Origin of the sequence: Nonomuraea sp. NPDC000554, from assembly GCF_040300065.1 — a bacterium.
Lineage (GTDB): Bacteria > Actinomycetota > Actinomycetes > Streptosporangiales > Streptosporangiaceae > Nonomuraea.
Map to the genome: position 1 here is coordinate 277,710 of NZ_JBEPDC010000007.1, position 22,234 is coordinate 299,943.

The following is a 22,234-nucleotide window of genomic DNA, read 5'->3' on the forward strand; positions in this document are numbered from 1 at the left end:
CGGCACCTCACTTGTCGAACTCGTAGTGGACCCAGCGCCTGGCCAGGACGAACTGGATCAGGGTGACGGCGATGATGATGACGAACATCGCCCACGACAGGGCGGCCGCGTAGCCCATGTCGAAGTAGACGAAGGCGTTGCGGTAGATGTACAGGCCCAGCACCATCGAGGCGTTGGCCGGGCCGCCCTCGGTCATCACCAGGATCAGCACGTAGCCCTGGAGTGCGGCGATGAACCCGGTCACCAGGTTGAAGAAGATGACCGGCGACATCATCGGCACCGTCACGTGCCAGAACCGGCTCCACCAGCCCGCGCCGTCGATCTCGGCCGCCTCGTAGAGGGTCTTCGGGATGCCCTGCAGCCCGGCGAGGTAGATGACGATGGTGTTGCCTGCCCCCCACACGCTCATCAGCACCAGGCCCGGAATCACCCACTCCTGCGAGGCCAGCCAGCCGGGGCCCTGGATGCCGACCGAGGCCAGCAGCTTGTTGATCAGGCCGTAGTCGGGGTGCAGGATGTTCATCCAGAGCAGCGCGGTCGCCAGGCCCGACAGCACCGACGGCATGTACATCACCGTGCGGAACAGCCCCTGCAGGCGCAGCGGCTGGTTGAGCAGCAGCGCCAGCAGGAACGTGAACGTGACGCCGAGCGCGACCGACCCGAGGCCGTACTGGAAGGTGTGCTGGATCGACTCCCAGAAGTCCGCGTCGTTGAACATCCGCCGATAGTTGGCCAGCCCCACCCACGTGGGCGACTTCAGCAGGTTCCAGTCGGTGAAGCTGATCGCGATGGCGGCCAGGATGGGGCCCGCGGTGAACAGGACGAACCCGATCAGCCACGGCGAGACGAACAGGTGGAAGCGCCGCGCCTCGCGCCGGGCCAGGGTGTTCTGGCGGCGCCCGCCGACAGCGAGGGAGGTCATGCGATCTTGTTCTGGGCCAGAAGGGGGGTGACCTTGTCGGCGATCTCCTGGAGCGCCGTCTTGGCGTCGACCTTGCCGATCATGGCCCGCTCCCAGATGGGCTTGGCCGTGTCGACCACCTTCTTGGTCGCGGCCAGGTGCAGCACGCCGTCACTGGTGGCGTAGTCGGCCAGGATCTCCTTGACCAGTTCCGCCGTCTCCTTCGGGATGCCCAGGGCCTCGGCGTTGGGCAGCCACGCCGACTGGCGGGCGGGCGAGCTGATCCGGCGGAACTGGTAGCCGGACGCGGACAGGTACTCGTACATGTAGATCCAGGCAGCGTCCTTGTTCTTGGAGCCGGACGCCATCACCAGCGCGCTGCCCACGGCCGGGCTGAAGCGGCCCTTCGGGCCCTTGGGGATGTGTGTGGCGCCCCACTGGAACGCCTTCTGCTTGGCCAGCTCGGTCATCAGCCACGCGCCGTTGATGTGCATCGCGGCGTGCCCGGTCTTGAACGGCTCGACCTTCTGCAGGAGCTGCTGGTCGGCCAGGCTCGGCGTGACCTTGTCGTTGGTCAGCAGGTCCAGCCACCTGCTCATGGCCTCCACGCCCTCGGGCTGGTCGATGAGCACCCGCGACTCGTCGCTGCTGAGGAAGCGGGCGCCGAACGCCATGAGGAAGACGGTCGACAGGTCCGGCGAGATCGTGGGCGACGGCGACAGGCCGAAGACCTTCTCCACGCCGGAACCGCTCGTCATCTTCTTGGCGACCTCGATCAGCTTGTCGAAGTCCCAGTCCTTGTCCGGGTAGGCGATCCCGGCCTTGTCGAACAGGGTCTTGTTGAAGAAGAGCAGCTTGGGAGCCATGTCGGTGGGCAGGGCGTACAGCTTGCCGTCGCGCTTGAAGTAGGCCAGGCCGCTCTCCGGCAGGTCCTTCATCCCGAAGTCCGGCGTCTTGGCGATGTAGGAGTCCAGGGGGTCGATGATGCCGTTGGAGATGAAGTTCTGCGTCCAGGAGTAGTGGTTGTAGAGCACGTCGGGCAGGGTGCCGCCGGCGGCCTGCGCCATGTACTTGGTGAGGAAGTCGTCGACGGTCGCCGTGGTCTCGCGCTTGATCTCGATGTTCGGGTGCCGCTGCTTGAAGAAGAAGTCGAACTGGACGTTGCGCACCTCCGCCAGCACGTCGGCGGTCTGCGCGACCGTGAGGACGACCTTGGACGCCGGGTCCGGCACGTTCGTCTTCGGCCACGTCAGCGAGTTGTTGAGCTGCTCGGCCTCCGCGAACGGCCAGGAGTCGTTGCCCGGGCGGTTCGGGTCCAGCGTCTGCACGCCCGACTTGACCGGCGCGGCGGCCTGCTTCTGCCGGCGGGTGTCGCCCGCGCAGGCTGAGAGGACGGGCACGGCAGCGGCCGCCACCGCGAGGGCCAGCATCTGGCGACGGTTCATCTCCATGGGGGGCCTTTCAGAGGAAGAGCTCGATCACCGGCACGGCCACGTCCGGGCGCTGGACCGGGAGCTGCAGGGTGAGGGTGCCGGGCGGCAGCGTGCCCAGCTTGGTGTGCCCGCTGTCCTGGGCCGGGTCGGGGACCAGGGTGCGGATCTCCGAGGCGTCGTTGAGCAGCTGCGCGTAGCGGACCTTGCCCGCCAGCCCCGGCAGGTGCAGGTGCCGGTGCGGCCAGGCGAAGAGGTGGACGTAGAGCCGGTCGCCGCGTTGCGTGTAGCGGCAGTCCGGTGGCGCCTCGAAGGCGCTCGGCCCCGCGCCGTAGATGGAGCGGCCGTGCAGGCGCGTCCAGTCGCCGATGCCGCGCAGCGTCTCCAGCGCCCGGGGGTCGAAGGCGCCGCGCCCGTTCGGGCCGACGTTGAGCAGCAGGTTGCCGTCCTTGGAGACGGTGTCGACCAGCATGCGCACGAGCAGGTCGACGGGTTTGTAGTCGAGGTTGTCGCGGTCGTAGCCCCAGCTTCCGTTGAGCGTCTGGCACGCCTCCCACACCTGCGCGGGAGGGGAGGTGGGCTGGTACTGCTCGGGGGTGGTGAAGTCGCCGGGGATCTCCAGCCTGTCGTTGATCAGGATCCCTGGCTGCAGCCGGCGGACCAGCGCCGCGAGCTCCTCCGACCGCCAGTCGGCCGCGCCCTTGCCACCGGGCGTGAGCTGCCCGTTGCGGACCCGCTTGGAGTAGGAGAAGTCAAACCACATGGTGTCGATGCGGCCGTAGCGGGTCAGCAGCTCTTCGACCTGGCCGTGTAAGTAGGCCTGATATTTCGCGATGTTTCGGTCGTTGTTGGACACATCGCCAGTCCACGCGGGATGCAGCCCGTCGACAGGGAAGTGCGGGTGGTGCCAATCGATCAGCGAGTGGTAGAAGCCCACCCCGAGGCCGCGGGTACGGAAGGCGTCGACGATCGGGCCGACGAGGTCCTTGCCGTGCGGCGTGTTCGCGACCGAGTAGTCGGTGAGCGCCGAGTCCCACAGGCAGAAGCCGTCATGGTGCTTGGTGGTCAGCACCATGTACCGCATGCCCGCGTCCGCCGCGGCTTCGGCCCAGGCGTCCGGGTCGAACAGGTCGGGGGCGAAGTGGTCGACATAGGGCTGGTACTGCTCGTCCGTCAGGCGCTCGCGCTGCTTCACCCACTCGTGACGGGCGGCCAGCGCGTACAGCCCCCAGTGGATGAACAACCCGAACCGTTGCTCCCTGAATTCGGCTAATCTCGCGGAAGACATCCGATGACTAGGCGCGTGAGTGGGCCCTTCTTCGTCCAGTCCGTGGGGCATGGCCGTACCGTAGACCTGGTAATTAACTTCGTCAAGAATTGAATTGCAATCGCTTGCAACCTAAGCTCAGGCCCATTGTGAGGAGCGCTGCGGGCCCGGTGCGCACGGCCTCCCGTGGCTGGGGCGACCGCTGGCGAGCGTCGTTCACTCCTCCTATCTCTTCTGGAGGGCCTTATGTCGAACTGGACACTCGGCGGCGAAGACCTGGAAGCGGTCGTGGCGCTTTCCGGCGCCGGTGAGCTGACACTGGAGGTGCGGCGTGGCGGCCACGTCGTGGTGCGGCCGTCGCGGCTCGGGATCCGGGCCGCGCACGCGGACCTGGGCGAGGGGCTGGCCTTCGCCGGGCTGTCGGAGCAGGAGGTCGACGAGACCTACCGGACGGTGACCGGCAAGCGGCGCGAGCACCGCTACACCGCCAAGGAGTGGACGCTGTCGTTCACCAAGGGCGGGAACCGGCTCGACCTTCAGGTCAGGATCGGCGGACACGGGGTGGCGTACCGCTACACGGTGCCCTGGACCGGACCCGTCACGGTTTGCGAGGAAATTTCGGAGTATGTCGTATCGGAAGAGGCGCGGGCGGTGCTCCTGCCGTACGAGAACGGGCGCTGCGACTACGAGGAGATCCACCGCCACACCACGGTCGGCGAGGCCGAGCGCATCCTGTACGGCTACCCGTCGCTGTTCCAGATGGGCGAGACCTGGATGCTGGTCACCGAGTCGAACCTGGACAGCGGGTACGCCGGCTCCCGGCTGCACTTCGACGGCGACGCCATCAGGCTCGACCTGCCCGACCCGTACGTGACCTCGGCCAGCCCCCTGGTCACGCCCTGGCGGACGATGATCCTCGGCGACCTGGCCACCATCGTCGAGAGCGACCTGGTGACCAGCCTGGCCGCGCCGTCCGAGATCGAGGACACGTCCTGGATCAGGCCGGGCGCGGCGGCCTGGTCGTGGTGGTCCGACGGGCCCTCGACCCGCGACCTGGACGCGCAGAAGCGCTGGGTCGACTTCGCCGCCGCCAACGGCTGGCCGTACGTGCTCGCCGACGCCGGCTGGAACAAGGAGTGGATGCCCGAGCTGATCGCCTACGCCGCGGGCAAGGACGTCGGGATCTGGCTCTGGTCGCACTGGCAGCACGTCGACACCGAGCTGGAGCACCGCGAGAAACTCGCCCTGTGGAAGGAGTGGGGCGCGGTCGGCGTGAAGATCGACTTTACCGAGTCGGACGGCCAGGACCGGATGCGCTGGTTCGACGCGATCCTGGCCGCCACCGCCAGGCTCCGGCTCATGGTCGTCTTCCACGGTGGCACCATCCCGCGCGGCACCGAACGCACCTGGCCGCAGTTCATGACCGCCGAGGCCGTCAAGGGCGCGGAGTGGATCAAGCCGAAGCCCGGCAAGCTGCCGCTCTACCAGCCGGCCCACTACCTGTCGCTCGCGTTCACCCGCAACGTGCAGGGCCCGATGGACTTCACCCCGTGCACCTTCACCGCGGTCCGCACCATCTCGGCCGGGTTCGAGCTCGCGCTGTCCGTGATCTTCGAATCCGGGATCCAGCACTTCGCCGACGGCATCGAGGCCTACCAGGCCCGGCCGGAGGCGCTGCGGCTGCTCTCCGCCGTCCCCACCGCATGGGACGACACGCGGCTGCTCTCCGGCGACCCCGCCGACCACATCCTCCTGGCCAGGAGGAGCGGCGGCGACTGGTTCGTCGGCGCGGGCGTGTCGGGCGAGGCCCGCACGCTCACCGTCCCGCTCGACTTCCTCGGCGAGGGGGAGTGGGAGGCGGACATCTACCAGGACGCCCCTGACGACGGCATCCTCGCCGAGACGGTCACGGTCGCCGCCGGGGGCAAGTTCGACCTCGCCGTATCCCCCAACGGCGGGTTCACCCTCCATCTGAGGAGACCGACCTCGTGACCTCCTTCAACGGCAGCGCCGGTGCGCCCGACCTCGACAAGGTGACGATCCAGTGAAGAAGTACGGTCCGCGCGCCCGGGTGTGCGCAGGCGTCATGTCGGCGATCGCGCTGATCGCGGTGACCTCCCCGGCGCCGGCGTCGGCCGATCCGGACGCCCACCAGCCCCGCTGGGAGCTGCGCTGGAACCCCAGCCCGGCCAAGGACGGCGTCAACGCCTTCGAGGCGCTGGAGGACGACCGGCGCGGCTCGCACCCGGAGGGGCTGCCGCACGTCAGCGCCGACAGGGACGCCTGGCGGTTCACCGCGCATCTGGAAGACCGCGACGGCTCCGACCGGATGCGCAACGAGGTCCGCGGGATGCGCGCGCACGACGGCACGCCGCTGGAGATCCGCAAGGACCAGACCTGGCGGATCTCCTACCAGATGTACATCCCGGACACCCTGGACGCCACCACCAGCTTCACCCACATCTGGCAGCTCAAGAACTCCGACGTCGGCACCCCGATCGCGCAGATCTCGCTGCCGGTCATCGGCGGCGTGCAGAAGATCGCCGCCCGCTACTGGACGCTGGAGGACAACAAGTCGCACGACTTCGCCACCGCCGACCTGGAGCCGATCCAGAACAAGTGGGTCACCACCACGATCGAGTTCAAGTCGGGCGACGACGGCTACATGCGCTGGGTGCTCCAGGACGGCCGCCGGACCATCGTCGACCAGCGGGCCGACAACATCGACCTGTGGTGGACCCAGGAGCAGTACAACCGGCCCAAGTGGGGCATCTACCGCAGCATCAAGAGCGCCGGGCTGCAGGAGACCTACCTGCTCGTCAGGGACCTCAATGCGTGGCAGCTCGGCCCGGCGGCCCCGCCGGTCACGCTGCCGCCACCCGACCGGAGCCCCGGCGCGTACGAGGCCGAGCGGGTCGGCAACGTGTGGGAGGGCGCGGCCGAGCCCGCCTACTGCGCGGTCTGCTCCGGCGGGCGCAAGGTGATCCTGATCGGCGGCAACGTCTACGACTACGCCGTGGTCAAGGGCGTGCTGTCGGAGACCACCGGCACCAGGCAGATGACCGTGCACGCGCTGGTGGACGGCGCGCAGTCGTTCCGGGTCAGCGTCAACGGCGCGGACTCGTCCGAGGTGCCGATGACCGGGACCAAGGACACCGTGACCACCGCCACCGTCCCGGTCGACCTGGTCGCCGGGGTCAACACGATCCGCTTCTTCGACCTCGACGCCCGCGGGCCCGAACTGGACAAGATCGTCATCAAGTAGCCCCCCTTGCGCGGCCCGCGCCCGGGCGCGGGCCGTCCCCCCAGAGAGAGGCACCCCTCATGGCACTCGACCTCACCAGGCGCGGGCTGCTCGTGGCCGGTGGCGCGCTGGCGCTCGCGGCGGCGGCCGGCGGCACGCCCGCGAGCGCGGCGACGTTCTGGCAGTCCAAGCTGGTGTACTACGACAGGCGCGGACGGCTCGGCTACGGGCAGGACGCCGAGGGCAACCGCATCCCCGACTTCAGCCACGCGGGCTACCGCAACGGGGAGCGGCCGATCCCGCACGTCCCGGTCGTCAGGACGATCAGACCGGTCGAAGGCGACAACACGCAGCACATCCAGGCGGCGCTGGACGCCGTCGCGGCCCTCCCCAGAGAACGGCGCGGCGCGCTGCTCCTGCTGCCGGGCGTCTACCCGGTCGCAGGCACGCTGTACGTGCGGGCCGACGGGATGGTGCTGCGCGGCGTCGGTGACGGCGAGGACCCGGCCGGCAACACGATCATCAAGGCCACCGGGAACAACCCGAAGGACCGGGACGTGATCGTCGTCGGCGGGCCCGGGGGCGGGGGCTGGGCCGGGGAGGTGCCGGGGACCCGTACCGACATCACCACGGACTTCGTCCAGGTGGGGGCGCGCGAGTTCGAGGTGGCGAACGCGGGAGCGCTGCGCCCCGGCGACAACATCGTGATCTACCATCCCTGCTCGGAGGAGTGGCTCAAGGCCATCGACTACGGCGGCCACGACGTCGGCCCGGCGTGGAAGGTCGGGGAGCACCCGATCATCTACAACCGCTACATCCGCGAGATTTCCGGAAATGTCGTGAAGATCGACGTTCCGGTGTTCAATCACCTGAATCGCGCGCTCGCCACGTCCTCCGTCTACACGTGGGACCGGGCCGGGCTCGTCACCCAGGTCGGCGTGGAACGGCTCCGGGTGGACATCGAGTACCACGGCGACCCCGAGCAGGACGAGGACCACGCCTACAACGCGATCCTGCTGCTGCGCACCGAGGACTCCTGGGTGCGCGACTGCACGATGCTGCACTTCACCCAGGCCGGGGTCGCCACCCAGGAGACGACGCGGGCCACCGTGCAGAACTGCCGCGCGATCGACCCCGTCAGCATCGTCACGGGTAGCAGGCGCTACAACTTCAACACCTACGTCTACTCGCAGCAGATCCTGTTCCGCGACTGCTACGCCTACAAGTCCAGACACGCCTTCGTCTCCAACGGCCACAGCACCGTGTCGGGCGTCGTCTTCCTGCGCGGCACGGCCGAGTACGCGCTCAACTCCAGCGAGGGGCACCGCCGCTGGTCGCAGGGCCTGCTCTACGACGGGCACCGCGACATCGACCCGCACTACGACTACACGCTCGGCCTGTACAACCGGGGCCGCTACGGCACCTCGCACGGCTGGTCGGCCGCCCACTCCGTGGCCTGGAACTGCGACGTCTCGACGAGCAGGCTGATCGTCCAGAAGCCGCCGACGGCGCAGAACTACGCCATCGGCTGCCGCGGGACGATCACCGGCGACGGCCCCTTCAAGCAGCCCGAAGGCTACATCGAGGGCGCCAACCAGCCCGGCCTGATGCCGCCCTCGCTGTACGAGGCCCAGTTCCTCGACCGACTCCTGCGGAAGGCCCCCAGCTAAGGTGACCGACTGGTCCGGTGCTGGTCCGGTGGCGGTCGGGCGGCGATCGGGCGGCGGTAGGGTACGGCCATGGTCAGGGAGACGGGCGGGCTGCGCGCCGACGCCGCGCGCAACCGGCGGCTGCTGCTCGACGCCGCCGAGGCCGAGCTGGCCGAGCACGGCCTGGACGTCTCGATCGCGCGCATCGCCGCCCGCGCGGGCATCGGCAAGGGCACCGTCTTCCGCCACTTCGCCACCAAGGACCAGCTGGTCGCCGCGATCTTCACCGACCAGCTCGACGGCCTCGCCGCCACCGGCGCGGCGCTGCTGGAGGCGGCGGAGCCGGGCGTGGCGCTGCTGGAGTTCATGACCGCGGGCGTGGAACTTCAGGCGGGCGGCCAGTCCGTCTGCCAACTGGCGGCCTCCATCTCACGCACCGACCCGGCCGTCCGGGCCGCCGTCGGGCGGCTCGCGGACGTCGCCGAGGCCCTCACCGCCCGCGCCCGCGCCGCCGGCGCCGTCCGGGAGGACGTGACGGGGCACGACATCGTCCTGCTGCTCGCCGCGGCGTCCCAGGCCGCCGTGCCGCTCGGCGACGTCGTCCCCGGCCTGTGGCGGCGGTACCTGGGCCTGATCTTCGACGGGCTGCGCCCGGAGGCCGCCCACCCGCTGCCGGTGCCGGCGCCCACGAACGCCCAGCTCACCGCCGCCGCCCAGCCCGCATAGGAGCGGGCGCCCACGAACGCCCAGCTCACCACCGCTGCCCAGCTCGCATAGGAGCGGGCGCCTCACCCGCACGACACGGCCGCGGCGATGCCGTGGTCGCCACACCTTTGTTGACTCACCGTCGTAGCTTGACTACTTCGCGCGACAGATCGCGATGTGGTTGATACTGGTGAAGCATGAGCAACCTTCTGGTAATCGCGCTCATCCCGTACGTCCACGTCGCTGCGCCGCCGCCGACGTTGCCGGAAGCGGCCGGGTTGGCCGCCTCCCTCAGCCTGCTCAGAGATCTCAGGGTGGGCCGGGCGGGCTCACTGAAGGGCTACCGTCACGACCGGTTCCTGCCCGGGTGGGGCCGGCAGTACGGGGCCTGCGACACCCGGGAGATCGTGCTGAAGCGCGACGGCCGCGGCGTCCGCCGCGACCGCTCCTGCCGCGCGGTCCGCGGCGTCTGGTACAGCCGCTACGACGGCAGGAGGCTCACCAGCACGGCCCAGATCGACGTCGACCACCTCGTGCCGTTGGCCAACGCCTGGATCTCGGGCGCGAACAGCTGGAGCGCCGCCCGGCGCCGCGCCTTCGCCAACGACCTGAAGCGCCCCGAGCTCGTCGCCGTCAGCGAGAAGGTCAACCTCGCCAAGGGCGGCCACAGCCCCGCCAACTGGCGTCCGCCGGTGCGGGGCTACTGGTGCACCTACGCCCGCTCCTGGATCACCGTCAAACACCACTACGACCTGCGCGTGACGCCCCGGGAGAAGAAGGCCCTCGGCAACATGCTCCGCACCTGCCGCTAGCGATCGAGCCTGAGCAGCCCTCCGGTGGGGACGGTGACGGGGTGCAGGCCGGGGGAGAGCGACACGGGGCCGGAGCTCACGGTCCGGCCCCTGCAGTCGAACACGGTGGCGTCCGCCGTGCCGGGCGTGCGGACCCTGAGGAGCACCTCGGTGGAGGCGTCGGCGTTGGCCACCCAGAGCGTGCCCGCGGCGGGCGCCTCGACGGGCAGCGGGGCGTAGCAGGCTGTGATCACCTGGTCGCCGCCGCTCGCGGTGACCTGGGGGTAGCCGAGGTCGGGGCGGGCCGGCTGGAAGTCGCCGTGCTGGAGCACGTCCGCGTGCTCCCTGAAGAAGGCGAGCCAGAAGCGGAGCGTCTCCGTCTGCTCCGGTGTCTGGGCGGTCAGGTCCACCGAGATCTGCGGCACCGCGAACAGCACGTTGACGAGCTGCGCCGCGACCCGCTCCGGGCTCTCCGACGGGTGCCACATCAGCATGTCGGCGTGGACGGCCAGCGGCCCCGCGATCAGCCGCAGGTCCACCGTGCGCTGCCGGTTGTGCGCCGGGCTCAGCGGGCAGTCGGACGCCCGGATCATCGTCGCGTACGGCCACAGCCCCGGGCTCACGTACGGCTGGCGCAGCTCGACGAGGCACTCGCGCGGCAGCAGGGCCAGCAGCCTGCGCACGCCCTCGTTGACCGTCTCGCAGTCGGCCTCGGGCCCGGGGGCGGGCGGGTCGTCCACGGCGAACTGGTCGATGAAGTCGATCTTCAGGCCGTCCATGCCCCATTCCTGGACGGCCCGCGACAGATGGCCCGCCAGCAGCTCGCGGACGTACGGGTGGCGCGGGTCCACGATGACCGCGTTCATGTGCTCCTTGTAGGCCAGCGTGTACGGCTGGACGCGGTCCCACAGTGCGGTGTGGCGGCCGACGAACGGCAGCGCGTACCACAGCAGGTAGGCCGGCCCCTCGTCCCTGACCCGGGCGACGTGCCGGGAGATGTCAGGGAAGGCCGCGGCCGACGGTTCCCACTCGCCGACGTAGCCGTACCCGCGCCCCCGGTCGTCGCTGTGCCACCCGTCGTCCACGATGATCATCTCGCAGCCCAGCGCGGCCGCGGGGCCCGCCTGCCGCTCCACGCCGGCCGCGTCCACGTGCTGCTGCATCGCGTACCACGTCGAGTAGGCGGGCATCCGGGCGACGCGTGGCACGTCCGGCACGGGTTCGGCGCGCGTGCGCCACCAGGCGGCCACGTCGGCGAGCGTGGTGGCGAAGGGGCGGCGGCTCAGGTCCAGCCGGAGCACCAGCCCCGCCCCGGGGGCCGCGTCGTGCTCGGCCCAGAAGCCGAAGTCGCCGGTCTCCTCCACCACCCCGGTGCGCGTCCGCACCGGCCTGACCACCTCGCCCACCGCGTACGTGCACACGGCCACGTCGCCGGCGCCCACCAGGCAGCCGACCGGGGCGTTCTTCTCCAGCGCCGCCGTGCGCGGCTTGCGCCAGAACGGCGGCAGGCCACGGTGCTCGCCGCCGTCGGCGGCCCAGAACGCCGTCACGTCCACGCAGGGCACCCGCCAGGCCGCCCGGACGACGGTGGGCCTGTCGGGTGTGATCTCCACCTCCGCGACCCCGTCGGCGAGCTCGGTGACCGTCCATGCCAGCTCGGCCGCGGCCGAGACCTCCAGCGTGACCCCCAGCCCCGTGGGGACACTCACCTCCCGGCGCTCGGCCGGCTCGCTGTCGTGCGGTTGCCAGATGCCCGGCGCTGTCGTCACTGACGCTCCTGGAGGGTGAAGAGGGTCTGGATGGCGACGGCGGCAGCGCCGCGCGCCCACTGCTCGAAGGGGCGCGGACGCAGGATCAGCGTGCAGTCGGCCGCCGCGCCGAACGCCTGGCTCGCGAACGACCGGCTGATCTGCTCCTCGAACAGGTCGTAGGCCGCCAGCCCCTGGACGTCGCCCGTCACGATGATCCGCTCGGGGCCGACGAGGTTGGCCATGGCCGCCATGGCCAGGCCGATCGCGTGGCCCGCACGGGCGAACACCTCGCGCGCCGCGGGGTCGCCCGCGTGCGCGGCGCCGATGGCGTCGTCGATGGTCAGCGCGGGGTCGCCGCAGGCCGCCCGGACCGCCGCCACGATCGGCGCGGTGCCCGCGACGGCCTCCACGCAGCCGCGTCCGCCGCAGTGGCACGCGGGCTCGTCGCCGCCGACAGGGATGTGCCCGATCTCCCCGGCCACGCCGTGCGAGCCCGCCACCACCCGGTCGTTCACCACCAGCCCGCAGCCGACCCCGACGCCCACCGTGACCAGCGCGAACGAGGACGCGCCGACGCCCTCCCCGAACCACTGCTCCGCCACGGTGAGCGCCTTGACGTCGTTCTCGAGCGTGACGGTCAGGCCGGTCGCCTCGGCGGCCAGCCGGGCCAGCGGCACCTGCCGCCAGCCCAGGAAGGGGGAGTAGCGCACCAGCCCGCCGGCCTTGTCGACGTCGCCGGAGACGGCCAGGCCGAGCGCGTGGCAGCGTTGGCCGTAGGCCGGGTCGGTGGCGAGCAGGTCGGCGACCAGCTCGGCCAGCTGCGCCAGCACGCCTTCGACCGTCGAGGCCGAGAGCGGGCGGTGCGCCGACACCAGCACCTGGGCGCGCAGGTCGGTCACCACGCCGATCAGCTCGTCATCGGTGATCTTCACGCCGGTGAAGAACTCGCGGTCGGGCCTGATGGCCAGCGGGCTCGCCGGACGCCCCGCGCCGGGCCCTGGGCGCTCGGTGGCCTCCAGCTCCTCCAGGTAGCCCGCTTCGATGAACGGACGGGCGGCCTTGGTGACGGCGGCCGAGGACAGCCCGGTGCGCCTGGCGATCTCCACCCTGGAGACGGGCCCCTGCGTCAGGACCGTGGTGAACACGGTGGCCGCAGCGGGCGTGGTGAGGGGTGCGAGCATGGCAGGGATCGTATCAAATTAACTTCGTCAAGAATTGAATTGCTGGCGGGTTGACCCTAGGCTCCAGGGCATGTCTTCGGTGACCTTCGACGCCGCCAGCCGCACGTACGTGCTGCACACCCCCTCCACCTGCTACGTCCTCGGCCTGGACGACGGCGACGTGCCCGTCTGCCTGCACTGGGGGCCGGAGCTGACCGTGGAGCAGGCCGTGACGCTGCCCCGCGAGCAGGCGCCCCCCGCCAGCAGCTTCGACGGCAGAGGGGCAGGGGAGGAACTGGTCACCGAGGCGGGCGCCCGCTTCGACCCGCCCTCGCTGCAGATCGCCTTCCCCGACGGCGTGCGCGGCGTCGACTGGCGCCACCTCGGCCACACCATCGACGGGGGAGGGCTGACCGTCCGGTTCAGGGACGCGCTGCACCCGTTCGAGGTGGACCTGCACTACCGCGTGCACCCCGACAGCGACGCCGTGGAGCGCTGGACCACCCTGCGCACCGAGGTGCCGGTGACGGTCCTGCGCTGCGACTCCGCCGCCTGGAGCGTTCCCGCGCTGCCCGGCTACCGGCTGAGCCACGCCGTCGGCGGATGGAGCGCCGAGAACGGGCTGCGCCGCGTCGAGCTGGCCGTGGGGGAGACCGTCCTGACGAGCCGGCGCGGGCTGAGCAGCCACCACGCCAACCCGTGGCTCATGCTCGACGGCGGCGACGCGACCGAGAAGCACGGCGAGGTGTGGAGCGGCGCGCTCGCCTGGAGCGGCAGCTGGCGCGTCACCGTCACCCGGACCCCCTCCGGCCGCGCGACCTGGACGGGCGGAGCCGGCCACGAGGGGCTCACCTGGCGGATGGAGCCCGGCGAGGAGTGGACCACGCCCGTGTTCGCGGGCGTGTACGCGCCCGACGGGTTCGGCGGAGCCAGCCGTCGCTGGCACGAGCACGTCGCCAGGCACGTCCTGCCCGTCCCCGACGAGCCGCGTCCGGTGCTCTACAACGCCTGGGAGGCCGTCGGCTTCGAGGTCGCCGAGGACAACCAGAAGGAGCTCGCCGCGCTCGCCGCCCGGGTCGGAGCCGAGCTGTTCGTGATGGACGACGCCTGGTTCGGCGGCCGGACCAGCGACCGCGCCGGGCTCGGTGACTGGTGGCCCAACCCCGCCCGCTTCCCCCGGGGGCTGACGCCGCTCATCGACGAGGTGCACCGGCTCGGCATGCGGTTCGGGCTGTGGGTCGAGCCCGAGATGGTCAACCCCGACAGCGACCTGTACCGGGCGCACCCCGACTGGGTGCTGCACATGCCGGGACGCCCCCGCACGCTGCTGCGCAACCAGCTGGTGCTCAACCTCGCCCGGCAGGACGTCGCCGACTGGGCGCACACGTGGCTGCACAAGCTCGTCAGCGAGCACGCGATCGACTTCCTGAAGTGGGACTGCAACCGGGCCTTCACCGAGGCGGGCTGGCCCGGCGGCCCCGACCAGGACCGGCTCTGGATCAAGCACGTCAGGTCCGTCTACTCGATCATGGACAGGCTCCGCGCCGACCACCCGCACCTGCGCATCGAGGCGTGCGCCGGCGGGGGCGGACGCACCGATCTGGGCATCATGTCCCGCACCGACCAGGTGTGGACGTCCGACAACACCGACGCCCACGACCGCATCGCGATCCAGCGCGGCTTCAGCCAGATCTACCCCGCGCGCGCGATGGCCGCCTGGGTGACCGACAGCCCCAACCCGCTCACCCGCCGCCGCACCCCCCTCGCCTTCCGCTTCCACGTGGCCATGGCCGGGGCGCTCGGGCTCGGCGGCAACCTGCTGGAATGGAGCTCCGCCGAGCTCGACGAGGCCGCCGCGCTGGTGGCCGTGTACAAGGACATCAGGCCCGTCGTCCAGTTCGGCTCGCAGCACAGGCTGGACTACGGCGTGCAGCACACGCTCGGCGACCGCGTGGTCGTGCTCGCCTGGCGCGGGCCCGTGGCGCACGGCGCTCCGCTCGTCCCGCTCCGCCTCCACGCGCTCGACCCGCTCGGCCGCTACCGCGACGAGGACACCGGGCGCGTCCACCACGGGGCCGTCCTCATGTCGTCGGGGTTCACCCCCGACCTGCCCAGGGGCGACTACGCCAGCGCCCTCGTCCGCCTGCGCAAGGAGAACCCGTGATCTGACGCTACGCCTTCGTCGGCCTCGGCCACCGGGTCAGGACCTACCTGCGAGCCCTGTCCGGCGCCTGGAGCGACCGCGGGACGCTCATGGCGTTCTGCGGCGGGCAGCGGCTCGCCTGATCGCGTCCTCGCGCACGTTCCTCGCTCGGTGGCGGGGGCGGGCGTTCGCGGCTCAGCCGATGGTGTGCAGGCCGCGGATGGCGATGTCCGCGGCCCGGCTGACGCTCTCACGGATCTGCTCGTGCGAGTCGCCCCTGTTGAGGCTGACCATGACGGCCAGCTTCACCGCGCCGATCAGACTGCCCACGGCCGTCGCCGCCTCGATCTCGTCCAGCTCGTCGGGGTAGGCGTCCCGGAGGGCCTGGGCGAGCCTGAGCTGGGTGTCGAACAGCAGGTGCAGCGCCCTCGCCTGGAGCGCGGGGACCGTCGACAGGAGCCGCATCCGCACCGCGCTGTGCTCCAGCGAGAAGTCGTCCTCGCTCGCCCACATCAGCGCCGACCGGACCAGCCTCAGCAGCAGGTCGGCCAGCGGCTCGCCGGGCTCCCTGGACGCGAGGACCTCGAGCGTGCGCTCCGTCCGCTCGACGCCGTCGTAGAAGACCACGTCCTCCTTGCTCGCGAAGTAGCTGAAGAACGTCCGCGTCGACACCTCCGCCTCGGCGGCGATCTCGGCGAGCGTGGTCTCCTCGTAGCCCTTCTCGTCGAACAGGCGGAGTGCGGCCTCGATCAGCGCCTGGCGCGTGCGCAGCTTCTTGCGCTCCCGCAGTCCCACCATGGCGGAACTCTACTGCACATCTTTGGGTTTTTCATCCATTGAAATTTTGCATTCGACGAGCTTTTCTGGAGTTGATGCCGAAAGGAGCGCACCGCATGTCAGAGCTCACCTATCCCCTTGCCCGTCAACGCCCCTTCGATCCACCCGACGAACTCGCCGAGCTACGACAACAGGCGCCCATCCACCGCATGACCTACGCCGACGGCCACCAGGGCTGGCTCGTCACCGGCTACGCCGCCGCCCGGGCCGTGCTCGCCGACCCCCGCTTCAGCAACCGTCCGGAACGGATGCACCCGCCCATCCCCGCGCGCCTGGACCTGACCAAGGAGATGCGCGAGCAGTTCCGCGTCCCGCCCGGCTTCTTCCTGCGCATGGACGCGCCCGAGCACACCCGCTTCCGCAAGCTGCTCACCGGCCAGTTCACCGTGCGCAGGATGAAGCAGCTGGAACCCAGGATCGAGGAGATCGCCGAAGCCTGCCTGGACCAGATGGCCGCCTCCGACAAGCCCGTGGACCTGGTACAGGCCTTCGCGCTGCCCATCCCGTCGCTGGTCATCTGCGAGCTGCTCGGCGTCCCGTACGAGGACCGCGACCAGTTCCAGAACGACACCAAGGTGCTCGTCAACCTCGAGACCAAGGCCGTGGACGCGATCGCCGCGATGCAGCGCGTCTCCGCGTACCTGTACGGGCTGATCCAGCGCAAACGCGCCAAGCCCGACGACGACCTGCTCAGCGGCCTCGTGGAGAGCGGCGAGCTGAACGACGAGGAGCTGACGGGCGTCGCGTTCCTGCTGCTGGTGGCGGGCCACGAGACCACGGCCAACATGCTCGGCCTCGGCACCTACGCCCTGCTCACCAACCCCGACCAGCTCGCCCTCATGCGCGACGACCCCTCGACCGTCGACAACGGCGTCGAGGAGCTGCTGCGCTACCTCACGATCATCCACCTCGGTCCCATCAGGAACGCCCTGGCGGACGTCGAGATCGAAGGTCGGCTCATCAAGGAGGGGGAGACCGTCACGATCTCCCTCGGGACGGTCAACCGCGACCCCGAGCGCTTCCCCGGCGGCGACCGGCTCGACGTCACCCGGCCGGCCGGCAGCCACCTGACGTTCGGCCACGGCATCCACCAATGCCTCGGCCAGCAGTTGGCTAGGGTCGAGATGCGCATCGGCTATCCAGCGCTGCTGCGCCGCTTCCCAGGCCTCCGCCTGGCCGTACCACCCGAGGAGGTGCCGATGCGCTCCGACATGAGCATCTACGGCGTGCACAGCCTCCCTGTCACCTGGTAGGTCAACGATGAAAATTACGGCAGACACGACGGTATGCATCGGCGCGGGCATGTGCGCCCTGACAGTGCCGCAGATCTTCGACCAGAGCGAGGACGAAGGAACCGTGGTGGTCCTGGACGAGACGCCGCCGGCGGAGCTGGAGGCCGCGGTCCGGCGCGCCGTGACTCTCTGCCCGTCGGGCGCGATCTCGGTGTCCTAGCAGTTCGGCGACGCCTCGCCGCCTGGCCGGCGCGTGCTCGTCAGAGGTCTTCTTCGGAGGCCTTCGCCGGATGATCACGCGCTGGCCGGGCGGCCGGAGGCGCTACGGCCGGCGGTGCCCGCCCCAGCGGCGCCCCTGGCGGTGTCCGCTCCAACGGGACCCGCTTCAACGGGACCCGCTTCAACGGCACCCGCTTCAACGGCACCCGCTTCAACGGCACCCGCTTCAACGGTGCCCGCCGGTGCTGCCCGCCCCAACGGTGCGGCGCTCGTGCTGGGCTCGCTGATCGGGCTGCTGCTGACGGCGGTACGGCTGCGCGGCGGCCACACCTTCGACCTGCCGCCGGGCGATCTGTTCCACCCCTTCGTGCTGCTGTCCGGACTCACCATGGTCCTGATCCTCGCGCCACGGCGCCGCCTTCCTCGCCCTGCGCCCCCGGCGACGTGGCCGCCTTCGCTCGCGCTACGCGCTGGCCGATCCGGACGCGCCTTCGCCGCCACCTCGGCGGCCGTCGGGCTGCCTGTGCCGCTCGCCGGGCTGGCAACCTACCCGCGCCTGCTCGCCTTCGAGCATCGCCGACCACCACGGCATCACGGTGACCGAGGCGGCCGCCGACGGCGCCACCCTCCAGGTGCTGACCGCATTCGGCATCGTGATCATCCCGGTTGTTCTCGCCTGCCAGGCCTTCGGCTGGTGGGCCTTCCGGGGGCGCGTCGATGCGCCGGACTACTTCTGTTGCCCCGGCCGCATCGTGAGCTGCCGGGGCGCGATCCCACCTCATCGTGATCGCCGCCCTCACCCTGACGGGCGGCCTCGCCACCGTCGTTCAGGTCTCCCCACTCGCCACGCTGTTGAGTTCCGGGCCGCGTTCACGGGTCGGGGTGGACGACTTCGTCGAACCTGTGTTCGTGGAAGTGGTTGACACCGAGCGTGATCGAAATTATGTTCGACCTAGTGACGTGAGGCTCGCGGCTCACGTCGAAGGACCTGGTCGCGGGCCACGCTTCCCCCAAGCGAGACCCGCGATCAGGCTCCACGGGCGAAAGGCGTGTCCTCGTCGTCGGCGGAGACGATCGGGCGCGTCCTGGCCGGACGGGGTGAGGGGAAGCTCCTCGTCCGGCCAGCCCGGCGGAAATGTCGGTGGGGTCTGCAACTGTTGGCTTCACCGGCGGGAACGCCGGGAGCCCCCATGACCCCAAGGAGGCGCGCAAGATGGCACCAAGGCTCAGCGATACGCCAGGGCCCCGGTTGTCGCCGGCGGTCCGGGCACATCTGACGGATTCTCGTTCCTGCCTGACCGAGGCGGCGACAGCTCGCACCCCGGCGTCGCGCTACGTGGCAGCACACCTCGCGGCGCTGCGAGCGGCGGCGGCGATCCTGGCCGCCCGTCCGCGTCCCATGGAGGGCCGCAGGCGGCGCCTCCGCAGCGCCTGGGAACTGCTGCCGGAGGCGGAGCCCCGGTTGGCGGAGTGGGCCGCCTTCTTCTCGGTGAGCGCCGCCAAGCGCGCGGCCGCCGAGGCGGGCATGGTTCGTGGCGTCAGCGCCACCGACGCCGACGAACTCCTGGCGGAGGCGGAGACCTTCGTCACCACGGTGGAGACTCTCCTCGGAGCCCCCGCCCAGGCTCAACTCCCGGTGAACGTCCCCCTGGCCGGCTGACAACCCCTCCCTCTCGTCGCGGGCCGCTGTGGAAGGCGCGGCGCGTCCTGCTGCTCTGCGCGAGGGGTTCGCCCGCCCAGAGGCGTTGAGAAACGTGCTGGAAGATCGTCGCGTCCATCCAGGCTGGAGACGGTCAACGGCCTTGGCGCATCGGTACAGCGGCTATCGGTGGGGTTCGGCTGTTGCGGGTTGTTCCGTGGGCCGGCGTGCCTGTCGTACTTCGCGGTCGATGGCCCAGGCGTCCGCGACTGGGCCCACGTGCCCGAGTTTGTCGGGGTTGATCACCAAGCGGATCGTCTGGATCTGCCCGTCGAGTACATCGAGCGCCAGGGTGTGGAGCACCTCGCCGTCCCGGTCGCGGAAGATCGCGCCTGGCTGGCGGTTGACCTCATGCGGCTCGAACGTCACGTCGATCCGGGCCATCCAGGGGAAGACGGAGGCCAGCAGCCGGGCCACGTTCTGGGCGCCGACGATGGCCCTGGCCAGCTGCGGGGCCTTGCCGCCGCCGTCGCCGACCATCGATACGTCGGCGGCGAGCAGCTCCTGCAGGCCGGCGACGTCCCCTTCGCGGAGGGCGTCGAAGAACCGCGACGCCAGTTCCTCCCGCTCTTTGCGGTGCGCCTCGAAGCGGGGCCGGCCCGCGGTCATATGGCGCCGCGCCCGCACCGCCAGCTGGCGGCAGGCCGCCTCCGAGCGCCCCACCGCCGACGCGACCTCGGGAAAGCCGAAGTCGAACACCTCCCGCAGGACGAAGACCGCCCGCTCGAGCGGGCTGAGCCGCTCGAGCAGCAACAGGGCCGCCATCGACACCGAGTCGGCCAGCTCGGCCGAGCGTGCCGGATCCTCATAAGGGTCGGCGAGAAGCGGCTCGGGGAACCACGGCCCGACGTACTTCTCCCGGCGAACCCGGGCAGAGCCCAGCACGTCGATCGAGATCCTGGTGACTGTCGCCGAGAGGAAGGCCCTGGTCGAGGTGGGCTGGGTGGGTGAGGCCGCGAAGCGCAGCCAGGTCTCCTGGACGGCGTCCTCGGCCTCGGTCACGCTGCCCAAGATCCGGTAAGAGATCGAGAACAACAGCGGTCGCAGTCCCTCGAATTCCGTCTCTCGCGTCATCCCAGCCCGTCCTTGAAGCCCTGACGCCAGGAAGGGTAGCGCAGCGCCCAGCCGGGCTCGCGCTTGGCTTGGCGTGGCAACGATCGTGGTCGACCTGGTCCGTCTCGCCATGGCCGCTCCGGGCCGAGTACTTCCCCGGCTGACCGATGACCACAGTTCGCCGGTGCCCATCCACCAGCCCGCAACGGGCTCCCGGTTGTGAGGCCGCTCACGCCGTGTCACAGCCGAGCGGGGCACGTCGTCTTAGAGGGCATGACGAACTCGGAACAGACCTCGGTGCTGATCACCGGAGGCAACAAGGGACTCGGTTTTGAGGCGGCCCGGCGGCTCGGGGAACAGGGCTGGACGATCTTCCTCGGCTCGCGTGATGAGGGCCGAGGGCGGGCAGCGGCCGCCAAGCTGGCTGACGGTGGCGCGAACGTGGTCATGGTCCCGCTGGACGTGACCTCGGACGAGTCGGTGGCCGACGCGGTACGGCTCGTCCGTGAGCACACCGACCGGCTGGATGTGCTGATCAACAACGCCGGCGCGCCAGGGAGGGCGATCACGCCCGCGGACGCGACGGCGGACGAGATTCACTCCGTCTACGACACCAACGTGTACGGGCCGATCAGGGTCACGCACGCGTTCCTTCCCCTCCTGCAGGCGGCGGACCATCCGCGGGTGGTGATGGTGTCCAGCGGTGGCGGTTCCTTCGCGGTCGTGACCGATCCGGAGCAGCCCGTCTCAAAGATGCACGAGCTCGCCTACAGCTCGTCGAAAGCGGCGCTGAACATGATCACCGTCCGGTACGCCCAGGCGCTCCCGAAGATCAAATTCAACGTCGCCACCCCCGGAGAAGTCGCCAACCGCACATTCGCCGCCACCGACATGAACCATCACACCGGTCAGCTGACGGTCACCGAGGGCACCGACTCGATCGTCAAACTCGCGATGATCGACGCCGACGGGCCGACCGGGATCTTCATCGATCGCCTCGGCCCCATCGCGTGGTGACGGCGAGGGCGTTCAGTAGTGCGTCCGGCATGACGGGTGGGTGAGGATTGCGGTCATGGGACTGTCAACGGCGTTCACGGAACTGTTCGATGTGCAGCACCCGATTGCCCTGGCCCCGATGGGCGGGTCGGCCGGTGGCGCCCTGACGGCGGCGGTCTCGCGCGGCGGCGGCCTCGGACTGCTGGGCAGCGGGAACGGAGACCAGGACTGGCTGGCCCGCGAACTGCCTGTCCTGGCCGACGAGGGCGCCGGCAAGCCTTGGGGCATCGGCTTGCTGACGTGGGCCGTTGACGACGGCGCGGTGGCGCGGGCGCTGGAGCACAACCCGACGGCGGTGATGTTGTCCTTCGGCGACCCCAGTCCGTTCGTGGAGCGCATCCGCAACGCGGGCACGGCGCTGATCCTTCAGGTCACCGACCTGGAGGAGGCCCGGCGGGCGGTGGATCTGGGCGCCGATGTGATCGTGGCGCAGGGCACCGAGGCCGGCGGGCATGGAGCCCGGCACGGGCGGTCCACGCTGCCGTTCGTGCCCGTCGTGGTGGACCTGGCGGCGCCGGTGCCGGTGCTGGCGGCCGGCGGGATCGCAGACGGCCGCGGCGTGGCGGCCGCCCTGGCGCTGGGGGCTGCTGGAGCGCTGCTCGGCACCCGCTTCCAAGCCACGACCGAGGCCCTGGTCGCTCCCGCGACCGCCAAGGCGATCGTCGAGGGACGCGGGGAGGACACCGAGCGCAACAGGGTGCTGGACATCGCCCGCGGCTCGCGGTGGCCGGCGAAGTACACCGCGCGCACCCTGGGCCACCCTTTCCTCGATGGCTGGCGGGGCCGGGAGGACGAACTCGCAGCTGCCCCGCATGTCCGGCAGGAGTACCAAGACGCCCTGGCGCGAGGTGAGATCCCCGCATTGCCGCAGTGGGCCAGCGAGGCCGTCGACCTCATCAACGACCTGCCGTCCGCGGCCGATCTGGTCGGCACGCTGGCCGCCCAGGCTGAGGACGCGCTGGCCCGAGCCGGCAGGCGCTGACCGCGACCGCAAGGAGGCAGCGATCACGGTCGGACCGTCACCCCTCGCTGTCGACGACCCGAGCCGCGGCCGAAGACGGCGTACGAGCACGCGTGGGAGATCCGCGACGCCTACG

At 70.7% G+C, this 22,234-nt stretch carries 20 protein-coding genes; 11 read left to right on the forward strand and 9 right to left on the reverse strand.

Features of this window, described 5'->3' with window-relative positions:
* Positions 1-7 precede the first annotated feature (7 nt).
* Genes ABT294_RS16720 through ABT294_RS16730 form a run of 3 tightly spaced genes read right to left on the reverse strand, consistent with a single transcriptional unit; the run spans position 8 to position 3,670 of the window.
* Positions 8-922, reverse strand: coding sequence for a carbohydrate ABC transporter permease (locus ABT294_RS16720; protein WP_350806555.1), 915 nt, complete (start codon positions 920-922; stop codon positions 8-10).
* Positions 919-2,346, reverse strand: a complete 1,428-nt coding sequence (locus ABT294_RS16725) for an ABC transporter substrate-binding protein (protein ID WP_350806556.1) — start codon at positions 2,344-2,346, stop codon at positions 919-921. Before ABT294_RS16725 ends, ABT294_RS16720 begins: the two co-directional genes overlap by 4 nt.
* Before the next feature lie 16 nt (positions 2,347-2,362).
* The gene (locus tag ABT294_RS16730; protein WP_350806557.1) at positions 2,363-3,670 is read right to left on the reverse strand and encodes an alpha-L-fucosidase; all 1,308 of its coding nucleotides are present in this window, start codon (positions 3,668-3,670) and stop codon (positions 2,363-2,365) included.
* 174 nt (positions 3,671-3,844) lie between these two features.
* Here ABT294_RS16730 and ABT294_RS16735 point away from each other — a divergent pair, with 174 nt between their 5' ends.
* From ABT294_RS16735 to ABT294_RS16755, 5 genes are all read left to right on the forward strand, one after another.
* A complete protein-coding gene (locus ABT294_RS16735; RefSeq protein ID WP_350806558.1) occupies positions 3,845-5,590 on the forward strand; it encodes a glycoside hydrolase family 97 protein in 1,746 nt (581 codons plus the stop codon).
* A gap of 52 nt (positions 5,591-5,642) precedes the next feature.
* Entirely contained in the window at positions 5,643-6,863 is a 1,221-nt protein-coding gene (locus tag ABT294_RS16740; protein WP_350806559.1) for a carbohydrate-binding protein, read from the forward strand.
* 59 nt (positions 6,864-6,922) lie between these two features.
* A complete protein-coding gene (locus ABT294_RS16745; protein WP_350806560.1) occupies positions 6,923-8,512 on the forward strand; it encodes a hypothetical protein in 1,590 nt (529 codons plus the stop codon).
* Positions 8,513-8,581: 69 nt separating this feature from the next.
* Positions 8,582-9,217 (forward strand): TetR/AcrR family transcriptional regulator, encoded by a 636-nt coding sequence (locus ABT294_RS16750; RefSeq protein WP_350806561.1) that lies wholly within the window; start codon positions 8,582-8,584, stop codon positions 9,215-9,217.
* Between the two features lie 176 nt (positions 9,218-9,393).
* Entirely contained in the window at positions 9,394-10,008 is a 615-nt protein-coding gene (locus ABT294_RS16755; protein ID WP_350806562.1) for an HNH endonuclease family protein, read from the forward strand.
* Here the strand turns inward: ABT294_RS16755 and ABT294_RS16760 are convergent.
* Both ABT294_RS16760 and ABT294_RS16765 read right to left on the reverse strand, forming a co-directional pair.
* The gene (locus ABT294_RS16760) at positions 10,005-11,756 is read right to left on the reverse strand and encodes a glycoside hydrolase family 36 protein (RefSeq protein WP_350806563.1); all 1,752 of its coding nucleotides are present in this window, start codon (positions 11,754-11,756) and stop codon (positions 10,005-10,007) included. The genes ABT294_RS16755 and ABT294_RS16760 overlap by 4 nt on opposite strands.
* Positions 11,753-12,919, reverse strand: coding sequence for an ROK family protein (locus ABT294_RS16765; protein WP_350806564.1), 1,167 nt, complete (start codon positions 12,917-12,919; stop codon positions 11,753-11,755). Before ABT294_RS16765 ends, ABT294_RS16760 begins: the two co-directional genes overlap by 4 nt.
* Before the next feature lie 70 nt (positions 12,920-12,989).
* Between ABT294_RS16765 and ABT294_RS16770 the strand changes: the two genes are divergently transcribed.
* Positions 12,990-15,062 (forward strand): alpha-galactosidase, encoded by a 2,073-nt coding sequence (locus tag ABT294_RS16770; protein WP_350806565.1) that lies wholly within the window; start codon positions 12,990-12,992, stop codon positions 15,060-15,062.
* Between the two features lie 174 nt (positions 15,063-15,236).
* Here the strand turns inward: ABT294_RS16770 and ABT294_RS16775 are convergent, their stop codons facing one another.
* Positions 15,237-15,839 carry a TetR/AcrR family transcriptional regulator gene (locus ABT294_RS16775; RefSeq protein WP_350806566.1) on the reverse strand — a complete coding sequence of 201 codons (603 nt, stop codon included), beginning with the start codon at positions 15,837-15,839 and terminating at the stop codon, positions 15,237-15,239.
* Between the two features lie 95 nt (positions 15,840-15,934).
* Between ABT294_RS16775 and ABT294_RS16780 the strand changes: the two genes are divergently transcribed.
* Together ABT294_RS16780 and ABT294_RS16785 are read left to right on the forward strand one after the other, a co-directional pair.
* Positions 15,935-17,131 carry a cytochrome P450 gene (locus tag ABT294_RS16780; protein ID WP_350806568.1) on the forward strand — a complete coding sequence of 399 codons (1,197 nt, stop codon included), beginning with the start codon at positions 15,935-15,937 and terminating at the stop codon, positions 17,129-17,131.
* A gap of 7 nt (positions 17,132-17,138) precedes the next feature.
* Positions 17,139-17,330 (forward strand): ferredoxin, encoded by a 192-nt coding sequence (locus ABT294_RS16785; protein ID WP_350806569.1) that lies wholly within the window; start codon positions 17,139-17,141, stop codon positions 17,328-17,330.
* A gap of 225 nt (positions 17,331-17,555) precedes the next feature.
* Here ABT294_RS16785 and ABT294_RS16790 read toward each other — a convergent pair whose 3' ends face one another.
* Entirely contained in the window at positions 17,556-17,690 is a 135-nt protein-coding gene (locus ABT294_RS16790; protein WP_350806571.1) for a hypothetical protein, read from the reverse strand.
* Between the two features lie 102 nt (positions 17,691-17,792).
* A complete protein-coding gene (locus ABT294_RS16795) occupies positions 17,793-17,990 on the reverse strand; it encodes a hypothetical protein (protein ID WP_350806572.1) in 198 nt (65 codons plus the stop codon).
* Between the two features lie 552 nt (positions 17,991-18,542).
* On the opposite strand from ABT294_RS16795, the gene ABT294_RS16800 reads away from it, so the two are divergent.
* Positions 18,543-18,989, forward strand: coding sequence for an SAV_6107 family HEPN domain-containing protein (locus ABT294_RS16800; RefSeq protein ID WP_350806573.1), 447 nt, complete (start codon positions 18,543-18,545; stop codon positions 18,987-18,989).
* Between the two features lie 162 nt (positions 18,990-19,151).
* On the opposite strand, the gene ABT294_RS16805 is transcribed toward ABT294_RS16800, so the two are convergent.
* A complete protein-coding gene (locus tag ABT294_RS16805; protein WP_350806574.1) occupies positions 19,152-20,102 on the reverse strand; it encodes an RNA polymerase sigma-70 factor in 951 nt (316 codons plus the stop codon).
* Between the two features lie 252 nt (positions 20,103-20,354).
* Here ABT294_RS16805 and ABT294_RS16810 point away from each other — a divergent pair, with 252 nt between their 5' ends.
* Both ABT294_RS16810 and ABT294_RS16815 read left to right on the forward strand, forming a co-directional pair.
* Positions 20,355-21,098: an SDR family NAD(P)-dependent oxidoreductase gene (locus ABT294_RS16810; RefSeq protein WP_350806575.1), complete on the forward strand. Its 744-nt coding sequence runs from the start codon at positions 20,355-20,357 to the stop codon at positions 21,096-21,098.
* Between the two features lie 55 nt (positions 21,099-21,153).
* On the forward strand, positions 21,154-22,119 hold the full coding sequence (locus ABT294_RS16815; protein WP_350806576.1) for an NAD(P)H-dependent flavin oxidoreductase: 966 nt from the start codon (positions 21,154-21,156) through the stop codon (positions 22,117-22,119).
* Positions 22,120-22,234: the final 115 nt, after the last annotated feature.

Bases quoted from the DNA above. Each gene is read 5' to 3' on its own strand.
- ABT294_RS16720 (WP_350806555.1), bottom strand. From the start codon at position 922: ATGACCTCCCTCGCTGTCGGCGGGCGCCGCCAGAACACCCTGGCCCGG.
- ABT294_RS16725 (WP_350806556.1), bottom strand. From the start codon at position 2,346: ATGAACCGTCGCCAGATGCTGGCCCTCGCGGTGGCGGCCGCTGCCGTG.
- ABT294_RS16730 (WP_350806557.1), bottom strand. From the start codon at position 3,670: ATGCCCCACGGACTGGACGAAGAAGGGCCCACTCACGCGCCTAGTCAT.
- ABT294_RS16735 (WP_350806558.1), top strand. From the start codon at position 3,845: ATGTCGAACTGGACACTCGGCGGCGAAGACCTGGAAGCGGTCGTGGCG.
- ABT294_RS16745 (WP_350806560.1), top strand. From the start codon at position 6,923: ATGGCACTCGACCTCACCAGGCGCGGGCTGCTCGTGGCCGGTGGCGCG.
- ABT294_RS16750 (WP_350806561.1), top strand. From the start codon at position 8,582: ATGGTCAGGGAGACGGGCGGGCTGCGCGCCGACGCCGCGCGCAACCGG.
- ABT294_RS16755 (WP_350806562.1), top strand. From the start codon at position 9,394: ATGAGCAACCTTCTGGTAATCGCGCTCATCCCGTACGTCCACGTCGCT.
- ABT294_RS16765 (WP_350806564.1), bottom strand. From the start codon at position 12,919: ATGCTCGCACCCCTCACCACGCCCGCTGCGGCCACCGTGTTCACCACG.
- ABT294_RS16770 (WP_350806565.1), top strand. From the start codon at position 12,990: ATGTCTTCGGTGACCTTCGACGCCGCCAGCCGCACGTACGTGCTGCAC.
- ABT294_RS16775 (WP_350806566.1), bottom strand. From the start codon at position 15,839: ATGGTGGGACTGCGGGAGCGCAAGAAGCTGCGCACGCGCCAGGCGCTG.
- ABT294_RS16780 (WP_350806568.1), top strand. From the start codon at position 15,935: ATGTCAGAGCTCACCTATCCCCTTGCCCGTCAACGCCCCTTCGATCCA.
- ABT294_RS16785 (WP_350806569.1), top strand. From the start codon at position 17,139: ATGAAAATTACGGCAGACACGACGGTATGCATCGGCGCGGGCATGTGC.
- ABT294_RS16795 (WP_350806572.1), bottom strand. From the start codon at position 17,990: ATGATCACGATGCCGAATGCGGTCAGCACCTGGAGGGTGGCGCCGTCG.
- ABT294_RS16800 (WP_350806573.1), top strand. From the start codon at position 18,543: ATGGCACCAAGGCTCAGCGATACGCCAGGGCCCCGGTTGTCGCCGGCG.
- ABT294_RS16805 (WP_350806574.1), bottom strand. From the start codon at position 20,102: ATGACGCGAGAGACGGAATTCGAGGGACTGCGACCGCTGTTGTTCTCG.
- ABT294_RS16810 (WP_350806575.1), top strand. From the start codon at position 20,355: ATGACGAACTCGGAACAGACCTCGGTGCTGATCACCGGAGGCAACAAG.
- ABT294_RS16815 (WP_350806576.1), top strand. From the start codon at position 21,154: ATGGGACTGTCAACGGCGTTCACGGAACTGTTCGATGTGCAGCACCCG.